The sequence below is a fragment of the Pseudoalteromonas sp. MB47 genome (assembly GCF_011319765.1).
Taxonomy (GTDB): Bacteria; Pseudomonadota; Gammaproteobacteria; order Enterobacterales; family Alteromonadaceae; genus Pseudoalteromonas; species Pseudoalteromonas simplex.
Map to the genome: position 1 here is coordinate 389636 of NZ_VFBD01000031.1, position 16435 is coordinate 406070.

Sequence of the window (16435 nt, forward strand, 5' to 3'; positions counted from 1 at the left end):
GGACTGCCATTGTTGCAAAGTAACGCCTTGATATTGAGCACCTGTGAAACGCTGAATTCTACATCTTGAGGTGGCTTGGGTATAAGTGCTTCACAGCACAATTTTCCCTCATGCTTGACCTTGGCTTGGGGTGTAAAATAGCTCACCGAGTTGATGTTCAATCATAAAGTTACGCGTTAACCTAAGTACATGTTTTGCAGTGGGTTGTAATAAACACTCAGCAAGTAACTTTTCCATATCACTGACATTTAATCGCCTAAGCACAAACTTAATTTTACTAATCGAAGCAAAGTTCATACTCAAGCTTCGATAACCCATTGCAATAAGCAGTAATGCGCCTTCAGGGTCGCCGCCTAACTCACCACACAAGCTAAATGGCAGCTCATGTTGCTGACACTCCTGTGCTATTTTTAACAACACTCTAAGAACACTTGGGTGATAAGGATTAAATAGCTCAGCAACGCGGGCATTAGAGCGGTCAACTGCCAGCATATACTGGGTTAAATCGTTGCTACCTACAGAGCAAAAATCGACTTTTTGCGACCACTCTTCAAGCATAAATACACTTGAAGGTACTTCTAACATCACCCCGATTTCAGGGCGCTCAATGGCTTGTTCGGGGTATTGCTCACTTAACTCAAAATAGGCTTGTTCGAGCAGCTTTAAAGATTCATCGACTTCTTCTGAGCCACTGATCATCGGCAGCATAATTTTTAAATTCCCCAAACCAATGTTGGCTTTTAACATCGCCTTAAGTTGATCTAAAAATAGCTCAGGATGATCTAAGGTCACGCGAATACCACGCCAACCTAAAAACGGGTTTTCTTCGGTTATATTGAAGTAATCTAAAACTTTATCACCACCGATATCGAGTGTACGCATCACCACAGGATTAGGGTGGTAACTAGTGAGCACTTCGCGATACCAGTTTTCTTGTTCTGACTGTGAAGGAAACTGGCCTTTTTGCATAAACCAGGCTTCGGTGCGATAAAGACCTACCCCATCGCAAAATGGCTTATTGTCATGCTCGGTATTTAATTCAAGACCCGCGTTTAGTAACAAGCTAATGTGTTCGCCATCTTTAGTGACGGCATCTAGGTTTTGCTCTGCAACAAAACGGTCGTTCAATAAGGCTTCTTGATATTTAAGCTGGCTGTATTCCTCTTGCAGCATTTGTGAAGGAGAAATATATAAACGCCCTGCATAGGCGTCTAAAATCATTTGCTTGCCTTCAAACTGCAATAACGGCACATCTTCAATGCCCCAAATAGCAGGGATCCCCATAGCACGAGTTAATATAGAAGCATGGCTATTTGCCGCACCATTAACACTCACAACCCCAGCAAGGTGCCCTTTAGGTACTTCAGCAAGCATTGCGGGGGTTAATGTACCGGCAATTAAAATAGTGTCTTTAGGGTAAGGTTTTGCCGCATGCTCAGTATTAACTAAGTGATGTAAAACCCGTAAACCAATATCTTTAACGTCAACAGCACGCTCTTTAATATAAGGATCTTGCATGGCATTGAATTGAGTCACCAATTTCTCAATTACAATTTTTAGGGCGCTTTTAGCATTCCATCCTTGTTTTAATTGCGCTTCAACATTTTGACCAAGACTCTTTGCATCGAGTAACTGCTGATAAACATCAAATACAGCAAGTGCCTCTTGTGGAATGGAGTCACTCAGTGTCATAGATAAGGTATTAAACTCGTTACGCGTTGCAGCAACCGCTTGTGTAAATAGCTTGCGCTGGGTGCTCACATCGTCGTCTTTTTGCAGTTCTATAGAGCTAAAGTCAAGTTTAGGGATCACTACAAAGGCTTCGCCTATGGCAATACCCGGCGCACTTGATACCCCTTTTAATACTGAGGTTTGGTGTGAAAACTCATCGACGCGTAATATTTCTTTTATTTCTGCATGCGCTAACTGAGAAGCTAGCTGGGCCGAGAGCGTAATTAAGAATGACTCTTCGTCAGGGCTAAAAACACGGGCTAGTTTTTGTTGAACAACAATAACGCCTAAAACCTTTTTCTGATGCACGACTGGCACTGATAAAAACGCGTTGTAGCCTTCTTCATTAACTTCAGGTGAGAGTTTAAAACGAGGGTGAGATTTAGCAAAAGCTATATTAATGGGCTCTTCACGCTGAGCAACAAGGCCAACGAGACCTTCGGTAAAACCTATACGGAACTTACCCACGGCATCTGGGTTGAGGCCTTGGGTGGCCATCAAAACAAAGTTATCTTGGCTATAGTCGGCAAAATAAATCGAGCAGCACTGTGTTTGCATGGCATCTTTTACCATTTGCACAAAACACCCCAGCGCACTGTTTAAGTCCGCCTGTTGCGACACTGCCTCAGCAATTGATCTGAGCGTGGCTAACATGATGCTGCTCCTTTGATTTAAATAAGGTTGCCCCTATCGTTTATGTCGCCAATGATCTTTGTGTTGCTCTCGTTTATTAAACGGCATTGCAAACGGAGCAAACTCTTTCATTACTCGACGATATACATCGCGCTTAAACGAAACAACTTGCCTAACCGGATACCAATAACTCACCCATCGCCAATCATCAAACTCGGGGTGATGAGTTTTAAGTAAATTTACATCTTCATCTTTGCAACGAAGTTTCAGTAAAAACCATTTTTGTTTTTGCCCAATGCACACAGGACTTGAGTCTCTGCGAATTAAACGCTTGGGTAATTTATAGCGTAACCAATGTTTAGAACTTGCGACGATCTCAACGTCTTCAGGAAGCAAGCCCACTTCTTCGTGTAATTCTCTGTACATGGTTTGCTCAGCAGTTTCGCCGTCATCCACACCACCTTGGGGAAATTGCCAAGAGTGTTGACCATAGCGACGAGCCCAAAATACTTGTCCCTGATTATTGCAAATTACAATTCCGACATTGGCACGAAAACCTTCGGCATCAATCACCTTAGTGCCTCATTTGTAAGTCGATTTTTATTGATTGTTCCACATAACCTGCGATACAGCAAACACTTTACACTTAAGCCTAAATTAGATTGAAAAATTATTTTTTAACAAACATGTTTAATCAAGGTGTTACGAAGTAATTATCATAAAAATGTGCTGTTTGATTAAAATAACTATTTACAACCGTATTTTTATCACCTTACCCACAGCTTGTGCATAACTTTTGTAAATCATGCCTAAATTGCAAACAAATCCACAATACACAGTTAAAATATCCACTTTCTCCACAGAAACTGTGGATAAACATGTTTATATATCTGTATTTATACAAACAACTGATTAATTAATGAAATAGAAACACTGTACAAAAACAGCAAAATAGATAAATATCAATTAGTTAGATTATGACACCGAAAAATAAAACTGATTATTTTTAGCCCACACTTAACGTGCGCAAAAAACACCCAAACACAAAGATATCCACTAAGGCGCGCATTTGCTATCATGAACCGGATAAATAGACAATCAAATAAACGCCTTATGCGACCTATAAAACCCGCTTCTATAAACGAATTAATGCAACGTGTTGATGCTATTGCTGGCCTCACCCTAGGGCAGCTAGCCGAGCAATATCAGTTCAAAACCCCTGACGATTTACTTCGTGAAAAAGGCTGGACCGGGCAACTTATTGAATATGTACTTGGCGCAACGGCAGGTTCAAAACCAACACCTGATTTTGAAGAGTTAGGTATTGAGCTAAAAACCTTGCCGATTTCATTTAAAGGCAAACCTCTCGAAACAACCTTTGTTTCGGTAACGCCGCTATTAAATGTTACAGGAATGACTTGGCAGCAAAGCACGGTTCGTAAAAAGTTGAATCATGTTTTATGGCTACCGATTTTAGGCGAACGTGAGATACTGCCTTTTCACCGTACCATAGGCAGTGGCTTTTTATGGCAGCCAAGTGCAGAGCAAGATGCCCTTTTACAGCGTGATTGGGAAGAACAAATGGAGCTAATCGCCCTTGGGCGCGTAGATGAAATTTCGGGTCATTTAGGTGATGTAATGCAAATAAGGCCAAAAGCAGCCAATAGCAAAGCACTGACTGATGCAATTGGCCCGAATGGCCAGATAGTACAAACCTTACCTCGCGGCTTTTATCTAAAAACCAGCTTTACCGGCGAGATCCTAAAACAACAATTTCAGCTATAAAAAAACCTCCCGAAGAAGGTTTTTAAGGTCTTGATGAGCTAAAAGCCAGATTACTGACCTTTAACCTCTTTAAGACCATTGTAAGGTGCTTTCTCACCTAATACTTCTTCAATGCGAAGTAATTGGTTGTACTTAGCAATACGGTCAGAACGGCTTAATGAACCCGTTTTGATTTGACCCGCTGCAGTACCTACTGCTAAATCAGCAATTGTCGCATCTTCAGTTTCACCTGAACGGTGTGAGATAACAGCTGTGAAGCCAGCGTCTTTAGCCATTTTGATAGCAGCAAGCGTTTCAGTTAATGAACCGATTTGGTTGAACTTGATTAGGATTGAGTTAGCAATACCGTTATCAATACCACGCTTTAAGATCTTTGTGTTAGTTACGAAAAGATCATCACCTACTAATTGTACTTTGTCGCCAATTAGTTGTGTTTGGTGTGCGAAACCATCCCAATCAGACTCATCTAAGCCGTCTTCAATTGAAACAATTGGGTATTGCTCTGTAAGGCCTTTAAGGAAGTGGTTGAATTCTTCAGAAGTGAATTTTTTACCTTCGCCTTTAAGATCGTAGATATTCGCTTCTTTGTCGTAGAACTCAGATGCCGCACAGTCTAGAGCTAGAGTGATATCTTTACCAAGCTCATAACCTGCATTTGCAACAGCGACCTTGATTGCAGCAAGTGCCGCTTCGTTTGATTCAAGGTTAGGAGCAAAACCACCTTCATCACCTACTGATGTAGAGTGACCTTCAGCTTTAAGTACTTTTGCTAGGCTGTGGAAAACTTCAGCGCCCATGCGTAACGCTTCACGGAAGTTTGTAGCGCCAACTGGCTGGATCATGAACTCTTGAATATCAACAGAGTTATCAGCGTGCTCACCACCGTTGATGATGTTCATCATAGGTAATGGCATTGAGTAAACACCTGGTGTGCCGTTTAAGTCTGCAATGTGCTCATAAAGCTCAACGCCTTTAGAGTTAGCAGCCGCTTTAGCTGTTGCTAAAGACACAGCTAAGATAGCATTTGCACCTAGTTTTTCTTTGTTTTCAGTACCATCTAAGTCAAGCATTACTTGGTCAACCGCTTTTTGATCCACTGCGTTTTGACCTTTAAGCGCTTCAGCGATTTCGTTATTGATATAGCCTACTGCTTTTAAAACACCTTTACCTAGGTAACGTGCTTTATCACCATCACGTAATTCAAGCGCTTCGCGAGTACCTGTTGATGCACCAGAAGGTGCTGCAGCACGGCCCCATGAACCATCAGCTAAATGTACATCAGCTTCAACAGTTGGGTTACCACGCGAGTCCATGATTTCGCGACCAATCACTTTTACGATTTCTGACATCTTGATTCCTCTTTTCCCGAAAATGGTGAGTTAGTGCCAGCTTTATTGTTGCTGGCTTTTTAAAACAAATAAGCCGTGCATATAGCACGGCCTATTTAAATTACGATGACGCTTTTTGGTGAGTGTGTGCAGCTGCAACAAACCCTTCAAACAGCGGGTGACCATCACGTGGCGTTGACGTAAATTCCGGATGGAATTGCGCGGCAATAAACCAAGGGTGATCTTTATTCTCGATGATTTCGACTAGTTTCTTATCTTCAGATAAACCAGTGAAACTTAAGCCAGCTTTTTCAAGCTGCTCTACAAAGTGGTTATTCACTTCATAACGGTGACGGTGACGTTCAACTATTTCGTCACTTCCGTATACTTCGCTTACTTTTGAACCTGGTGTTAAGTGACACTTCTGTGCACCTAAACGCATAGTGCCACCAAGGTCAGATTGCTCATCACGGATTTCAACGTTACCGTCAGCATCTTGCCACTCTGTGATTAAACCAACAACTGGGTGCGCAGAGTTTGCGTTAAACTCAGTTGAGTTTGCATCTTCAAGGCCTGCAACGTTACGCGCATATTCAATAAGCGCTACTTGCATACCTAAACAAATGCCTAAGTAAGGAACTTTGTTTTCACGTGCATATTTAGCCGCTAAGATCTTACCTTCAACACCACGGCCGCCGAAGCCACCTGGTACTAAGATAGCATCAAGGTGAGATAATAACTCAGTACCTTTGCTTTCTAAGTCTTGTGAATCAACATATTCGATGTTCACAGTTAAACGGTTTTTCAGACCTGCATGCTTTAATGCTTCGTTTACTGATTTATATGCATCTGGTAGTTCGATGTACTTACCAACCATACCAATTGTCACTTCACCTGTCGGGTTAGACTCTTGATATAACACTTGTTCCCACTCAGATAAATCTGCTTCTGGGCACTCAAGGTAGAAACGACGACATACGAAGTTATCTAATTCTTGTGACTTAAGTAACGCAGGGATCTTATAGATGCTTTCTACGTCTGGTAATGAAATAACGGCTTTCTCTTCAACGTTTGTGAAAAGTGCAATCTTCGCGCGCTCGTTATTTGGTAATTTACGATCAGAACGACAGATCAAGATATCAGGTTGGATACCAATCGAACGTAATTCTTTTACTGAATGTTGTGTTGGCTTAGTTTTAACTTCACCTGCAGGGCCTAAGAATGGCACTAGCGTTAGGTGGATAAACAATGCGCGCTCACGGCCAATTTCAGTGCCAAGCTGACGAATTGCTTCTAAGAATGGTTGTGACTCGATGTCACCAACAGTACCGCCAATTTCAACGATTGCTACATCGCGACCTTCAGCACCGTCGTATACACGTTGCTTAATGTCGTTTGTGATGTGTGGAATAACCTGAATTGTTGCACCAAGGTACTCACCACGACGCTCACGTCGTAATACATCTTCATAAACACGACCTTGTGTGAAGTTGTTGCGGCTAGTCATCTTGGTACGGATGAAACGCTCATAGTGACCTAAGTCAAGGTCAGTCTCTGCACCGTCTTCAGTTACAAATACTTCACCGTGCTGAATTGGGCTCATAGTGCCTGGGTCAACGTTAATGTAAGGATCCAGCTTTAAAATAGTCACGTTAAGACCACGTGCTTCTAAAATAGCGGCTAATGACGCTGCTGCAATACCCTTACCCAACGAAGAAACAACCCCGCCAGTTACGAAGATAAATTTTGTACTCATGCGAACCCTAGAATATCAGGAATTAAAAGGAATAATATAGAATCAAGACGGGGCGATATTGTAGCAAAGGGACTGCTATCAATCCAGATAAAATTAGCAAATAAGTGCACAAAAAACGAGCTTGGTTACGCTGTACCCAAGCCGTATCATAACTTACTTAGTTTGCCTGCTTTTTAATGGCTTCCCATGCGTTGTCCATTTCTTCGAGGCTAGCCGTCTCTAAACTTTGACCACGTTCACCTAAGTAAGCAGCCACTTTTTCAAAGCGTGACGCGAACTTAGCATTGGCACTTCGTAATAATTGCTCAGGGTCACGTTTAATATGACGGGCTACATTTACCGTTGCAAACAGTAAATCGCCAAGCTCTTCTGCACTGTGCTCTGAGTATGGATCATGAGCCAATGCTTCTTTAACTTCGTCTACTTCTTCAGCAACTTTATCGAGTGCCCCATGATAACTTGGCCAATCAAACCCTAGGCTTGCTACGCGCTGTTGAATCTTCTTCGCTTTTGATAAGCCCGGCATCGCATCAGGAATATCTTGCCATAAACTCATTTGTGGAGAGGCGGTTTTTTCTGCTCGCTCTTGTGCTTTAATAGCTTGCCACTGCGCTGAAAGCTCAGCGTCCGACAGCTCACTTTGCTTTGCAAAGACATGGGGATGACGACGAACTAATTTATCATTAAGCGTATTAGCCACATCGGCAAAATCAAATAAGCCCTGCTCTTTAGCAAGTTGAGCATAAAAAATAACTTGAAAAAGTAAATCGCCAAGCTCACTTTTAAGCTCAGTGAGTTCACCTTTTTCAATGCAGTCTGCTACTTCGTAAGCTTCTTCAAGGGTATGCGGTACAATCGATTTAAAGTCTTGTTTTAAATCCCACGGGCACCCAGATTCTGGGTCCCGTAGTTTAGCCATAATTGCAAGCGACTGCTCAATTGCCTGTTTATCATCCATTACGAGTGACCACGCTTTGCATCATGTACACCTTCGATTTGGTGTAACTTAGACAATAAGCGGTTGGTGCTTGATAAGTCATGTACTTCAACCTGCATTGAAAACAGCGCAAGTTGCTTATCTTCAATTGTGTTGACGTTCATGTTCAGCACATTCACTTTTTCGTTTGCAAGCACTGAGCTGATATCTCGAATAAGACCTGAGCGGTCAGTGGCTTCAACTTTAATCGTTAATGAGTAAGAGCCATTAATGTCGTCTGACCAACTTACTGATATCACCCGCTCAGGATGCTTCTGGCGAAGTTTCTCAAACGAATCACAATCCTCTCGGTGAACTGCAATCCCTCGGCCTTGCGTAATGTAGCCGATGATTTCATCACCCGGCACGGGTCGGCAGCATTTAGCAACATGGCTCATTAAGCTACCTACCCCATCAACAACAATACCGTTCTTATCGCCAGTGACACTTTTTGGTTTTTTAAACTTAATTTGTGGTTCGTCATGCTCACGGTCACTAATAAAGTTTAATAACTGGTTTAAGCGAACATCCCCAGCACCTACCGCAACCATAAGGTCGTCAAGGCCTTTAAGGTTAAAACGCTCAATTGCTGGCGCTAGATCTTTGGTCGATAAATCCAGCTTTTGCAGCTCAGTTTCAAGAATCTCTTTACCGGCACTTAAGTTTTTATCGCGATCAAGCTGCTTAAACCAATGATGGATTTTAGAACGAGCTCGTGATGACTTAATATAACCAAGCGATGGGTTTAACCAATCACGACTTGGATTAGGCTGCTTTTGAGTTAAAATTTCAACCTGATCACCGGTACTTAATTGATGAGTAAAGGGTACGATTTTGCCGAACACTTTTGCACCAATACAGCGATGCCCTACGTTTGAGTGAATGTAATAAGCAAAATCAAGTGGTGTTGCACCCAGCGGTAAATCGAAAATATCACCCTTAGGCGTAAACACATAAACACGGTCTTCTACTACTTGGTTTTTAAGCTCTTCCGCAAGATCACTACCATCAACGACTTCTTCTTGCCATTGCAGTAACTTACGTAACCAACTAATTTTTTGCTCGTAGCCCGACCCACGTCCTGGCAATGCACCTTCTTTGTACATCCAATGCGCAGCGACACCTAACTCAGCATCTTGATGCATTTCGCTCGTACGAATTTGAATTTCAACGGTTTTACCTTCAGGGCCAAATACCACGGTATGGATTGACTGATAACCGTTTTGTTTAGGTGTTGCGATGTAATCATCAAATTCTTTATTTAAATGGCGCCAGTTAGTATGAACGATACCTAACGCCGCGTAACAATCTTGCAGACGCTCTACCACTATGCGCATAGCGCGAATGTCAAAAAGCTGGTCGAACTCATAGTTCTTCTGTGCCATTTTTTTGTAGATGCTGTAGATATGCTTAGGGCGACCATACACCTCACCTTCAATACCCGCCTCAGCCAAGCGTGCTTTAACTAAAGCAACCATGTTCTCCATGTAAGCTTCACGGGCAAGGCGCTTATCATCTAGCTGTTTAGCGATATTTTTATAGGTATCTGGATGCAGATAACGGAACGACAGGTCTTCAAGTTCCCACTTAAGCTGGCCAATCCCTAAACGGTTAGCAAGGGGGGCAAAAATGTCGCGAGTTTCTTTAGCGGCAATAACGCGCTCTTCTTCACTGGCGTCTTTAACATCACGCAAGTGGCACACTTGCTCTGCCAGTTTAATCACTACAGCCCGCACATCTTCAACCATGGCTAATAACATGCGGCGGATATTATCAATTTGTACAGTGCCTTTCCCTTGGTGGGCTAAGGTACTGATGGTCGCCATTTGGCTTACGCCTGTTAGTAATAATGCAACGTGGTTACCCAGCTTTTCAGTGACTGTCTCTATCGAGATTTTTTCAGCTAAAAAATAAGGCGTTAAAAAAGCAGTAGCAAGGGAATCTGCGTCTAAATTTAGCTCAGCTAAAATTTCCACCATTTCAATGGCTGTGTTTTCACGTTTTGCATCATCGCAATGCAGGCACAGTTGGTGAGCCTGCTCTAATAAGGTATGTTTGTCTTCTGTTAGCGCTAACAGCTCGATACGGCTGGCAAAATCACTCGGCTTAGTTAGCTGATGTGACTGTCTAGTAGCTACCATGTGCGCTTTACCTCCTGTGAAATAACGCCATCGTTTCAATATGCCCGGTATGCGGGAACATATTCATAAGCCCAATTTTTTCAATGCTAAAGCCTGCTTGTAAAATAATTGCACTGTCACGGGCTAAAGTAACAGGATCACAAGAGACGTATAAAATCGTTTTAAACTGAGTAAGTGGTAACTGCTCTAAAATAGCCATTGCACCAGTACGTGATGGATCAAGTACTAACACGTCAAGTTCGGCACTAAACCAAGCAGCTGATTGCAGTGATTTTGTTAAATCAAAACAATAAAAATCGGTATTCGACAATGAGTTAGTTTGCGCATTTTGTTTTGCTAATGCAACCGCAGAATCGACCCCTTCAACACCAATAACATATTTAGCATACTTTGCAATCAATAATGAAAAGTTACCAATGCCACAAAACAAATCCAATACCTGCTCATGACCTTGTAAATCAAGCCACTGTTTTGCTTGATGCAGCATAGCTTGGTTTACTTGCGGGTTAACTTGAATAAAGTTTTCAAGGCCAAACTCAAAGCGTAAATCATAAGCCGGTATCTGGTAGTACGGCATTGGATGGTCACTGTGATCAATTTCGCCACTGTGTGACTGCCACACAACACGCCAGCTATATTCATCACACGCTGCGACTACAATAGCTTTTAACTCTGCGTTAATGGCTTTGGTATGCCTAATAACCACAAAGGCCGCGTTATCAGCTTCACATAATTGTAAGTGACTAATGCTACTCAGACCTGAATGGCTGTTGATAAGAACATCAAAAACTGAAAAAACGTCTTTAAAAGTGCCGCTCAGCACATCACAGTTTTCTATGCTCACTAATTGTTTAGAACCTTGAGCCCGATACCCTACTCGCATTTTCTTTGCGGCTTTGTCGTGCATTACGGCAATGCGCGCAGAGCGACGATAATGGTGCTCTTCACTAAGCAGAGGTGCTTGCCAATTTAAGTTATCAGCTTTGGCAAACTTGCTAAACAGCTGACTCACCGCCGCTTGCTTCTCAACCAATTGCTGCTCTGCATCAAGGTGCTGTAGCTGACAACCACCACAAACCTGATAATGCTGGCAAAAAGGAGTAACCCTATGCGCTGAGGCTGATAGCACTTTTTTACAATCAGCACTGGCAAAGCGTGCCTTATCTTCAATCAATAATGCCTTTACTTCTTCACCCGGCAAAGCACCATTAACAAAACAGACTTTATTTCCCTGCTTAGCAACTCCCCGTCCTTGGTGATCCATAGCAGTGACATTCAGGGTTAGCATTTTTTGCGAAACGGATTTCTTTTTGGCTTTGAAAATCTGTGCCATTGGGCAACACCTTAATTATTGATAAAGCGGGAGTAAGTATATACTCTTAAACAACGATAATAATGATAACAACATTCTTTATGACTAAATTTGGCTTACGTGACTCAGTCTTAACCCTTACACTTATACCGACTGTGATCATAGGCTTGTTGCTGGGCGGTTATTTTACAATAAATCGTTACATTGAGCTCGATGAAATTTTGTATCAACAGGGCGTGACTATTATTGAGCCCCTCGCCATTGCTGTTGAGCAACCGCTATTAAAGCGTGATAAAGCCTTATTAACTCGCTTAGTTAGTCATACGCACAACAAACACTCCCCTGCTATCCAATCAATTGCTATTTTTGATGAAAACAATGAGTTAGTGATTTTTAGTAAATACCAAAGTGAGTTCAAAGAAATTGTTAGCAGCAATGCAAACAACATGGATGGCATCCAAGTACAAAATTCTGAGCACTATTTAACATTCTCCACTGCCATAATTAATCATAGCCGCCAAGACACGATTTGGAATCATCACAGCTATCAAGCATCACTTGGTACTGTGGTGATCATGCTTAACAAACAACAAGCCATTATTGGCCAGCAACGAGCATTATTGGTCAGTGGCGTAGTGATATTACTCGCGCTCATACTTGCTATCGTATTAGCGTTTAGACTAACTCGCATGTTTATTCAGCCTCTTAATAAGTTAGTACTAGCTACCGACAAGCTTATTGAAGGTAAAGTAGACACTGGACTTGATCAAAAAATGTTTGGTGAGTTTGAGTTATTACGCACAGGTTTAAATACCATTGCAGAAACCATGGTCGTGCAACGTGATGAGATGCAAAAGCACATTGACCAAGCAACCTCTGATTACCGCGAAACACTCGAACAATACGAAACCCAAAATATTCAGTTAAGTATTGCTAAAAAAGACGCGCAAGATGCGAACCGAGTAAAATCAGACTTTTTAGCTAAAATGAGTCACGAATTACGCACACCTTTGAATGGTGTAATTGGTTTTACACGCCAGCTTTATAAGACTCCGCTGAATAAGCATCAAAAAGATTATCTTGATACCATTGAGCTGTCGGCAAATAGCCTACTAACAATTATCAGCGATATTTTAGACTTTTCGAAATTAGAAGCCGGAGCCATGGAACTTGAGTCAATGCAATTCCAGCTCCGTGACAATATTAATGAAGTTATGACTTTGTTGGCACCAAGTGCTCACGAAAAACAACTTGAACTATCGATATTTATCCACCCACAAGTACCCGACAACTTAACTGGCGACCCGACCCGCTTTAAACAAATTTTAATCAACCTGTTAAGTAATGCCATTAAGTTTACTGAAAAAGGCTCAATCAAAGTTGATGTTGGCTATCGCTTATTAGATGAAGAACGCGCCTCTATTTTAGTGTCTGTCACCGACACTGGTGTAGGCATCCCAATGGATAAACAAGATGCGTTATTTACCCCATTTGGCCAAGCAGACTCTAGTATCACCCGTAAATTTGGTGGCACAGGTCTTGGGTTAATCATCACTAAGCATATTGTTGAAGCGATGAATGGCCGCATCACCCTAAACTCAGCACCTGGTAATGGTACCTGCTTTACGTTCAATGCCGTATTCAGAACGCCAAGTAACTCAATTACCAGTGACTTACCGACTCAATCATTAATTAATAAGCGTATTCTTTACCTTGAACCTCACGAGCATACACACCAAGCGACTCTGTCATTGCTCAATGAGTGGCAAGCACGAGTAACTGCCTGCTTAGATGAAGAAAGTTTCTTAGCTGAGATTAACAAAGACTTCAGTTACGATATTTGTATTATCGGTCATACAGCTGCAATTGATGATATGCAACAGCTCAAGAGTTATGTAAAAGCCGTTCGCCCTGTCACTGACTATCTTTACCTTATGCTCAATACAGTTTCGCATAATATGCGCGAAGCCTTTATTGGCAGCGGAGCAGATGCGTGCTTAAGCAAACCACTTAACCACCGTAAATTATGCGAAGTGCTTGCTGCACCTTATCGCCTTGATCACCCTGTACATAACATTGAACAAGGCGATGAAAAACTATTACCGCTAAAAGTACTGGTTGTAGACGATAACGATGCCAACCTTAAACTTATTTGCACCTTGCTTGATGAACAAATAGAACTGATAGATACCGCACACAACGGTTCACAAGCTTACAGCTTAAGTAAAAGCCACAAATATGACTTAATCTTCATGGACATCCAAATGCCAATTATGGATGGTATTACCGCATGTAAACTTATTCGCGAGTCATCTCTTAATGAAGATACCCCTATCATTGCTGTAACCGCTCACGCCCTAGCGGGTGAAAAAGAACAGCTACTTAAGGATGGTTTTAAAGGCTATTTAACCAAACCTATTGATGAAGATATGCTAAAGCAGATAATTAGCGATCATAGTCCACAATCACCGATTAACCGCGAACGCAACAAAGTTCCGGCAATTAATTCAGAGCCTCCATTTGAAAGTGCCCGCTTAGATTGGCAGTTAGCACTACAACGTGCTGGCGGTAAAGAAGAGCTAGCACTAGAAATGCTCAATATGTTATTACTCAGCGTGCCGGAAACCTTGCGTCTGCTCAATGAAGCTATAGAAAAAGAAGATTGTGAACATGTGCTTAGCATTGTGCACAAGTTCCATGGCGCATGTTGTTACACTGGTGTGCCAAAACTTAAATCCCTCGCCGAAACACTCGAGACAGCACTAAAAGGTGATTGCGATTTAAATTACATTGAGCCTGAATTGTTTGAGCTTGTTGATGAGCTAAATAATTTGTTGAGCGATGCTGGAATGCTTGAGCAGCAACGTTAAAAGTTATGAAGGATATCAAGGAAGATTAATGTTTTTTATTTTATTTTTGTTTTTTACATCATTATCGTTCTTTTGGTTCATACTCAGTTCTAAAAAGCTGTGTGTGATAGCAAACGAATACGTAAAAACTAATTACACTGAACAGTGGCAAGCATACGAGAATAAAGCCCGCTTAATGAAAGTAAAACCTGACTCAATGGTTATTCATTCAATTAAGAAAGGTGAATTGTCGGCCGAAGATGATGATGTTTTGAAAAGCTTTAAGAAAAAGCATCAATATTTAGTGGTCCTACTCTGCCTTTCCCCTTGGCTATCTTCATTGCTTGCACAATTTATTGTTTATCTGAGTAAATAAAAAACGCGGTGGATATCACATCCACCGCGCTCAGTATTCAAATTTGCTGGCTCTTATTAAAGGCGTCAGCTTAAAGTCTTGCTTCAATCATTAAACGTTTCATATCGCTGACTGCTTTTTCTAAACCATCAATCGCTGCACGGGCAATAATCGCATGACCAATGTTTAACTCATAAATTTCTGGCATTGCCGCAATGGGTTTTACATTGTGGTAATGAAGACCATGACCGGCATTAACGATTAAACCTAGGCTATCGGCATATTGTACACCGCTACGAATACGCTCAAGCTCAGTGTGAAGCTCTTCGTCATTTTCAGCATCAGCATAAGCACCGGTGTGAATTTCAACGTATGGAGCATTACACGCTTTTGCAGCGTCAAGTTGTGCGTTGTCGGCATCTATGAATAACGAGACCTTAATTCCTGCTGCTGTTAGCTTTTCTGTTGCTGCTTTTACTTTTTCAAAATTACCCACAACATCAAGACCACCCTCTGTGGTGAGCTCTTCACGCTTTTCAGGCACTAAACAAACATAAGCAGGTTTCACTTCAAGGGCGATGTCGATCATTTCATCGGTCACTGCAATTTCAAGATTCATACGTGTTTGAATCGTTTTTGCCATCACATACACGTCGCGGTCTTGAATATGACGACGGTCTTCACGCAAATGAATGGTGATACCATCTGCACCAGCATGCTCTGCAACAGCTGCAGCATGCGCAGGATCTGGGTAACTCGTGCCACGCGCTTGGCGTAAAGTGGCAATGTGATCAACGTTTACACCAAGAAGAATATCTTTCATTTTTTTACCTGTTTAAAACAACGATTCAAGGCTGAACATCAGCCTACTTAATAAATAACTCACGGCTTTTTAATGGCTTTTTACCAAGTAAAGGCTTGAGTAAGTATCGACTTAATTGCTTTGCCATATATAACACATCAGGGGCGCTAAAGTCATGAGCTGCTATGGCATTTAATTGCTTTCCTGAAAAACCACTATGGGGGTCGTCATGCAGTAAAAAACCGTATTCAGCAAAGTACTGGTAATTTGCTGCATCGATAATTTCATCACCTTCGGCATCAACACTAAAATCAACGCCATAACCAAGCATTTCAAGTAACTGAAACTCATAAGAGCGAAGCACCGCTTGCAGGTTTTTAGTGGTTGATAATTCACCTAGATGCTGTTTATAAAGATGATAAACACTTTCCATCGGCTCATTGATAGGTACGATACGATTGGTTAATTCGTTCATATAGAAGCCGCAATAAAGCTCGGTACCCTGCAACATAGTTTGCCGGCCATGGGGTTCAAAACGATTAATGTATTTTAAATCAGACTTGCCGTTATATTGTACGAGCAGAGATTGGAAAGGTTGTAATTGTGCTTTATGTTTAGTGGCCTGGCGACCACTAACACGGGCCAGCATTCTCAGCTGACCTACGCCTTCTACCAGCATATCGAGCATGACTTGCGAGTCGCTAAATGGACGTCGGTGCAGCAAGTATGCTGTGTAGAATTCGCTATCCATGGCGTGTAAGACTTTA

The 16435-nt window shown here is 41.9% G+C and carries 12 protein-coding genes; 3 read left to right on the forward strand and 9 right to left on the reverse strand.

The genetic code is table 11. The features are described from left to right. Positions 1-108 precede the first annotated feature (108 nt). Both ptsP and rppH read right to left on the reverse strand, forming a co-directional pair. Complete coding sequence (gene ptsP, locus IMPJCBKJ_RS20015) at positions 109-2385, reverse strand: phosphoenolpyruvate--protein phosphotransferase (protein ID WP_166341784.1); 2277 nt, start codon at positions 2383-2385, stop codon at positions 109-111. A gap of 33 nt (positions 2386-2418) precedes the next feature. Further along, on the reverse strand, positions 2419-2937 hold the full coding sequence (gene rppH, locus IMPJCBKJ_RS20020) for an RNA pyrophosphohydrolase (RefSeq protein ID WP_054554350.1): 519 nt from the start codon (positions 2935-2937) through the stop codon (positions 2419-2421). Between the two features lie 540 nt (positions 2938-3477). Here rppH and mutH point away from each other — a divergent pair. Next, positions 3478-4149, forward strand: coding sequence for a DNA mismatch repair endonuclease MutH (gene mutH / locus IMPJCBKJ_RS20025; RefSeq protein ID WP_054554349.1), 672 nt, complete (start codon positions 3478-3480; stop codon positions 4147-4149). A 50-nt stretch (positions 4150-4199) separates the two neighbouring features. Here the strand turns inward: mutH and eno are convergent, their stop codons facing one another. From eno to rlmD, 5 genes are all read right to left on the reverse strand, one after another. After that, complete coding sequence (gene eno / locus IMPJCBKJ_RS20030; RefSeq protein ID WP_062566760.1) at positions 4200-5498, reverse strand: phosphopyruvate hydratase; 1299 nt, start codon at positions 5496-5498, stop codon at positions 4200-4202. Positions 5499-5598: 100 nt separating this feature from the next. Further along, positions 5599-7233, reverse strand: a complete 1635-nt coding sequence (locus IMPJCBKJ_RS20035) for a CTP synthase (RefSeq protein WP_054554346.1) — start codon at positions 7231-7233, stop codon at positions 5599-5601. Positions 7234-7390: 157 nt separating this feature from the next. Next, on the reverse strand, positions 7391-8191 hold the full coding sequence (gene mazG, locus IMPJCBKJ_RS20040) for a nucleoside triphosphate pyrophosphohydrolase (protein ID WP_166341786.1): 801 nt from the start codon (positions 8189-8191) through the stop codon (positions 7391-7393). After that, positions 8191-10350 (reverse strand): GTP diphosphokinase, encoded by a 2160-nt coding sequence (relA, locus tag IMPJCBKJ_RS20045; protein WP_054554344.1) that lies wholly within the window; start codon positions 10348-10350, stop codon positions 8191-8193. Before relA ends, mazG begins: the two co-directional genes overlap by 1 nt. A 7-nt stretch (positions 10351-10357) precedes the next feature. Beyond that, positions 10358-11683 carry a 23S rRNA (uracil(1939)-C(5))-methyltransferase RlmD gene (gene rlmD, locus IMPJCBKJ_RS20050; protein ID WP_166341788.1) on the reverse strand — a complete coding sequence of 442 codons (1326 nt, stop codon included), beginning with the start codon at positions 11681-11683 and terminating at the stop codon, positions 10358-10360. 80 nt (positions 11684-11763) lie between these two features. Between rlmD and barA the strand changes: the two genes are divergently transcribed. Continuing rightward, positions 11764-14532: a two-component sensor histidine kinase BarA gene (gene barA, locus IMPJCBKJ_RS20055; RefSeq protein ID WP_138600321.1), complete on the forward strand. Its 2769-nt coding sequence runs from the start codon at positions 11764-11766 to the stop codon at positions 14530-14532. Between the two features lie 28 nt (positions 14533-14560). Then, a complete protein-coding gene (locus IMPJCBKJ_RS20060) occupies positions 14561-14887 on the forward strand; it encodes a hypothetical protein (protein WP_166341790.1) in 327 nt (108 codons plus the stop codon). A gap of 70 nt (positions 14888-14957) precedes the next feature. Here IMPJCBKJ_RS20060 and pdxJ read toward each other — a convergent pair whose 3' ends face one another. Continuing rightward, the gene (pdxJ, locus tag IMPJCBKJ_RS20065) at positions 14958-15689 is read right to left on the reverse strand and encodes a pyridoxine 5'-phosphate synthase (RefSeq protein WP_054554340.1); all 732 of its coding nucleotides are present in this window, start codon (positions 15687-15689) and stop codon (positions 14958-14960) included. Positions 15690-15732: 43 nt separating this feature from the next. Then, the gene (recO, locus tag IMPJCBKJ_RS20070; RefSeq protein WP_138600276.1) at positions 15733-16419 is read right to left on the reverse strand and encodes a DNA repair protein RecO; all 687 of its coding nucleotides are present in this window, start codon (positions 16417-16419) and stop codon (positions 15733-15735) included. Between the last annotated feature and the right edge of the window lie 16 nt (positions 16420-16435).

Coding starts and splice junctions, on each gene's coding strand:
- mazG (WP_166341786.1), bottom strand. CDS start 8,191: ATGGATGATAAACAGGCAATTGAGCAGTCGCTTGCAATTATGGCTAAA.
- pdxJ (WP_054554340.1), bottom strand. CDS start 15,689: ATGAAAGATATTCTTCTTGGTGTAAACGTTGATCACATTGCCACTTTA.
- IMPJCBKJ_RS20035 (WP_054554346.1), bottom strand. CDS start 7,233: ATGAGTACAAAATTTATCTTCGTAACTGGCGGGGTTGTTTCTTCGTTG.
- recO (WP_138600276.1), bottom strand. CDS start 16,419: ATGGATAGCGAATTCTACACAGCATACTTGCTGCACCGACGTCCATTT.
- eno (WP_062566760.1), bottom strand. CDS start 5,498: ATGTCAGAAATCGTAAAAGTGATTGGTCGCGAAATCATGGACTCGCGT.
- mutH (WP_054554349.1), top strand. CDS start 3,478: ATGCGACCTATAAAACCCGCTTCTATAAACGAATTAATGCAACGTGTT.
- relA (WP_054554344.1), bottom strand. CDS start 10,350: ATGGTAGCTACTAGACAGTCACATCAGCTAACTAAGCCGAGTGATTTT.
- ptsP (WP_166341784.1), bottom strand. CDS start 2,385: ATGTTAGCCACGCTCAGATCAATTGCTGAGGCAGTGTCGCAACAGGCG.
- IMPJCBKJ_RS20060 (WP_166341790.1), top strand. CDS start 14,561: ATGTTTTTTATTTTATTTTTGTTTTTTACATCATTATCGTTCTTTTGG.
- barA (WP_138600321.1), top strand. CDS start 11,764: ATGACTAAATTTGGCTTACGTGACTCAGTCTTAACCCTTACACTTATA.
- rlmD (WP_166341788.1), bottom strand. CDS start 11,683: ATGGCACAGATTTTCAAAGCCAAAAAGAAATCCGTTTCGCAAAAAATG.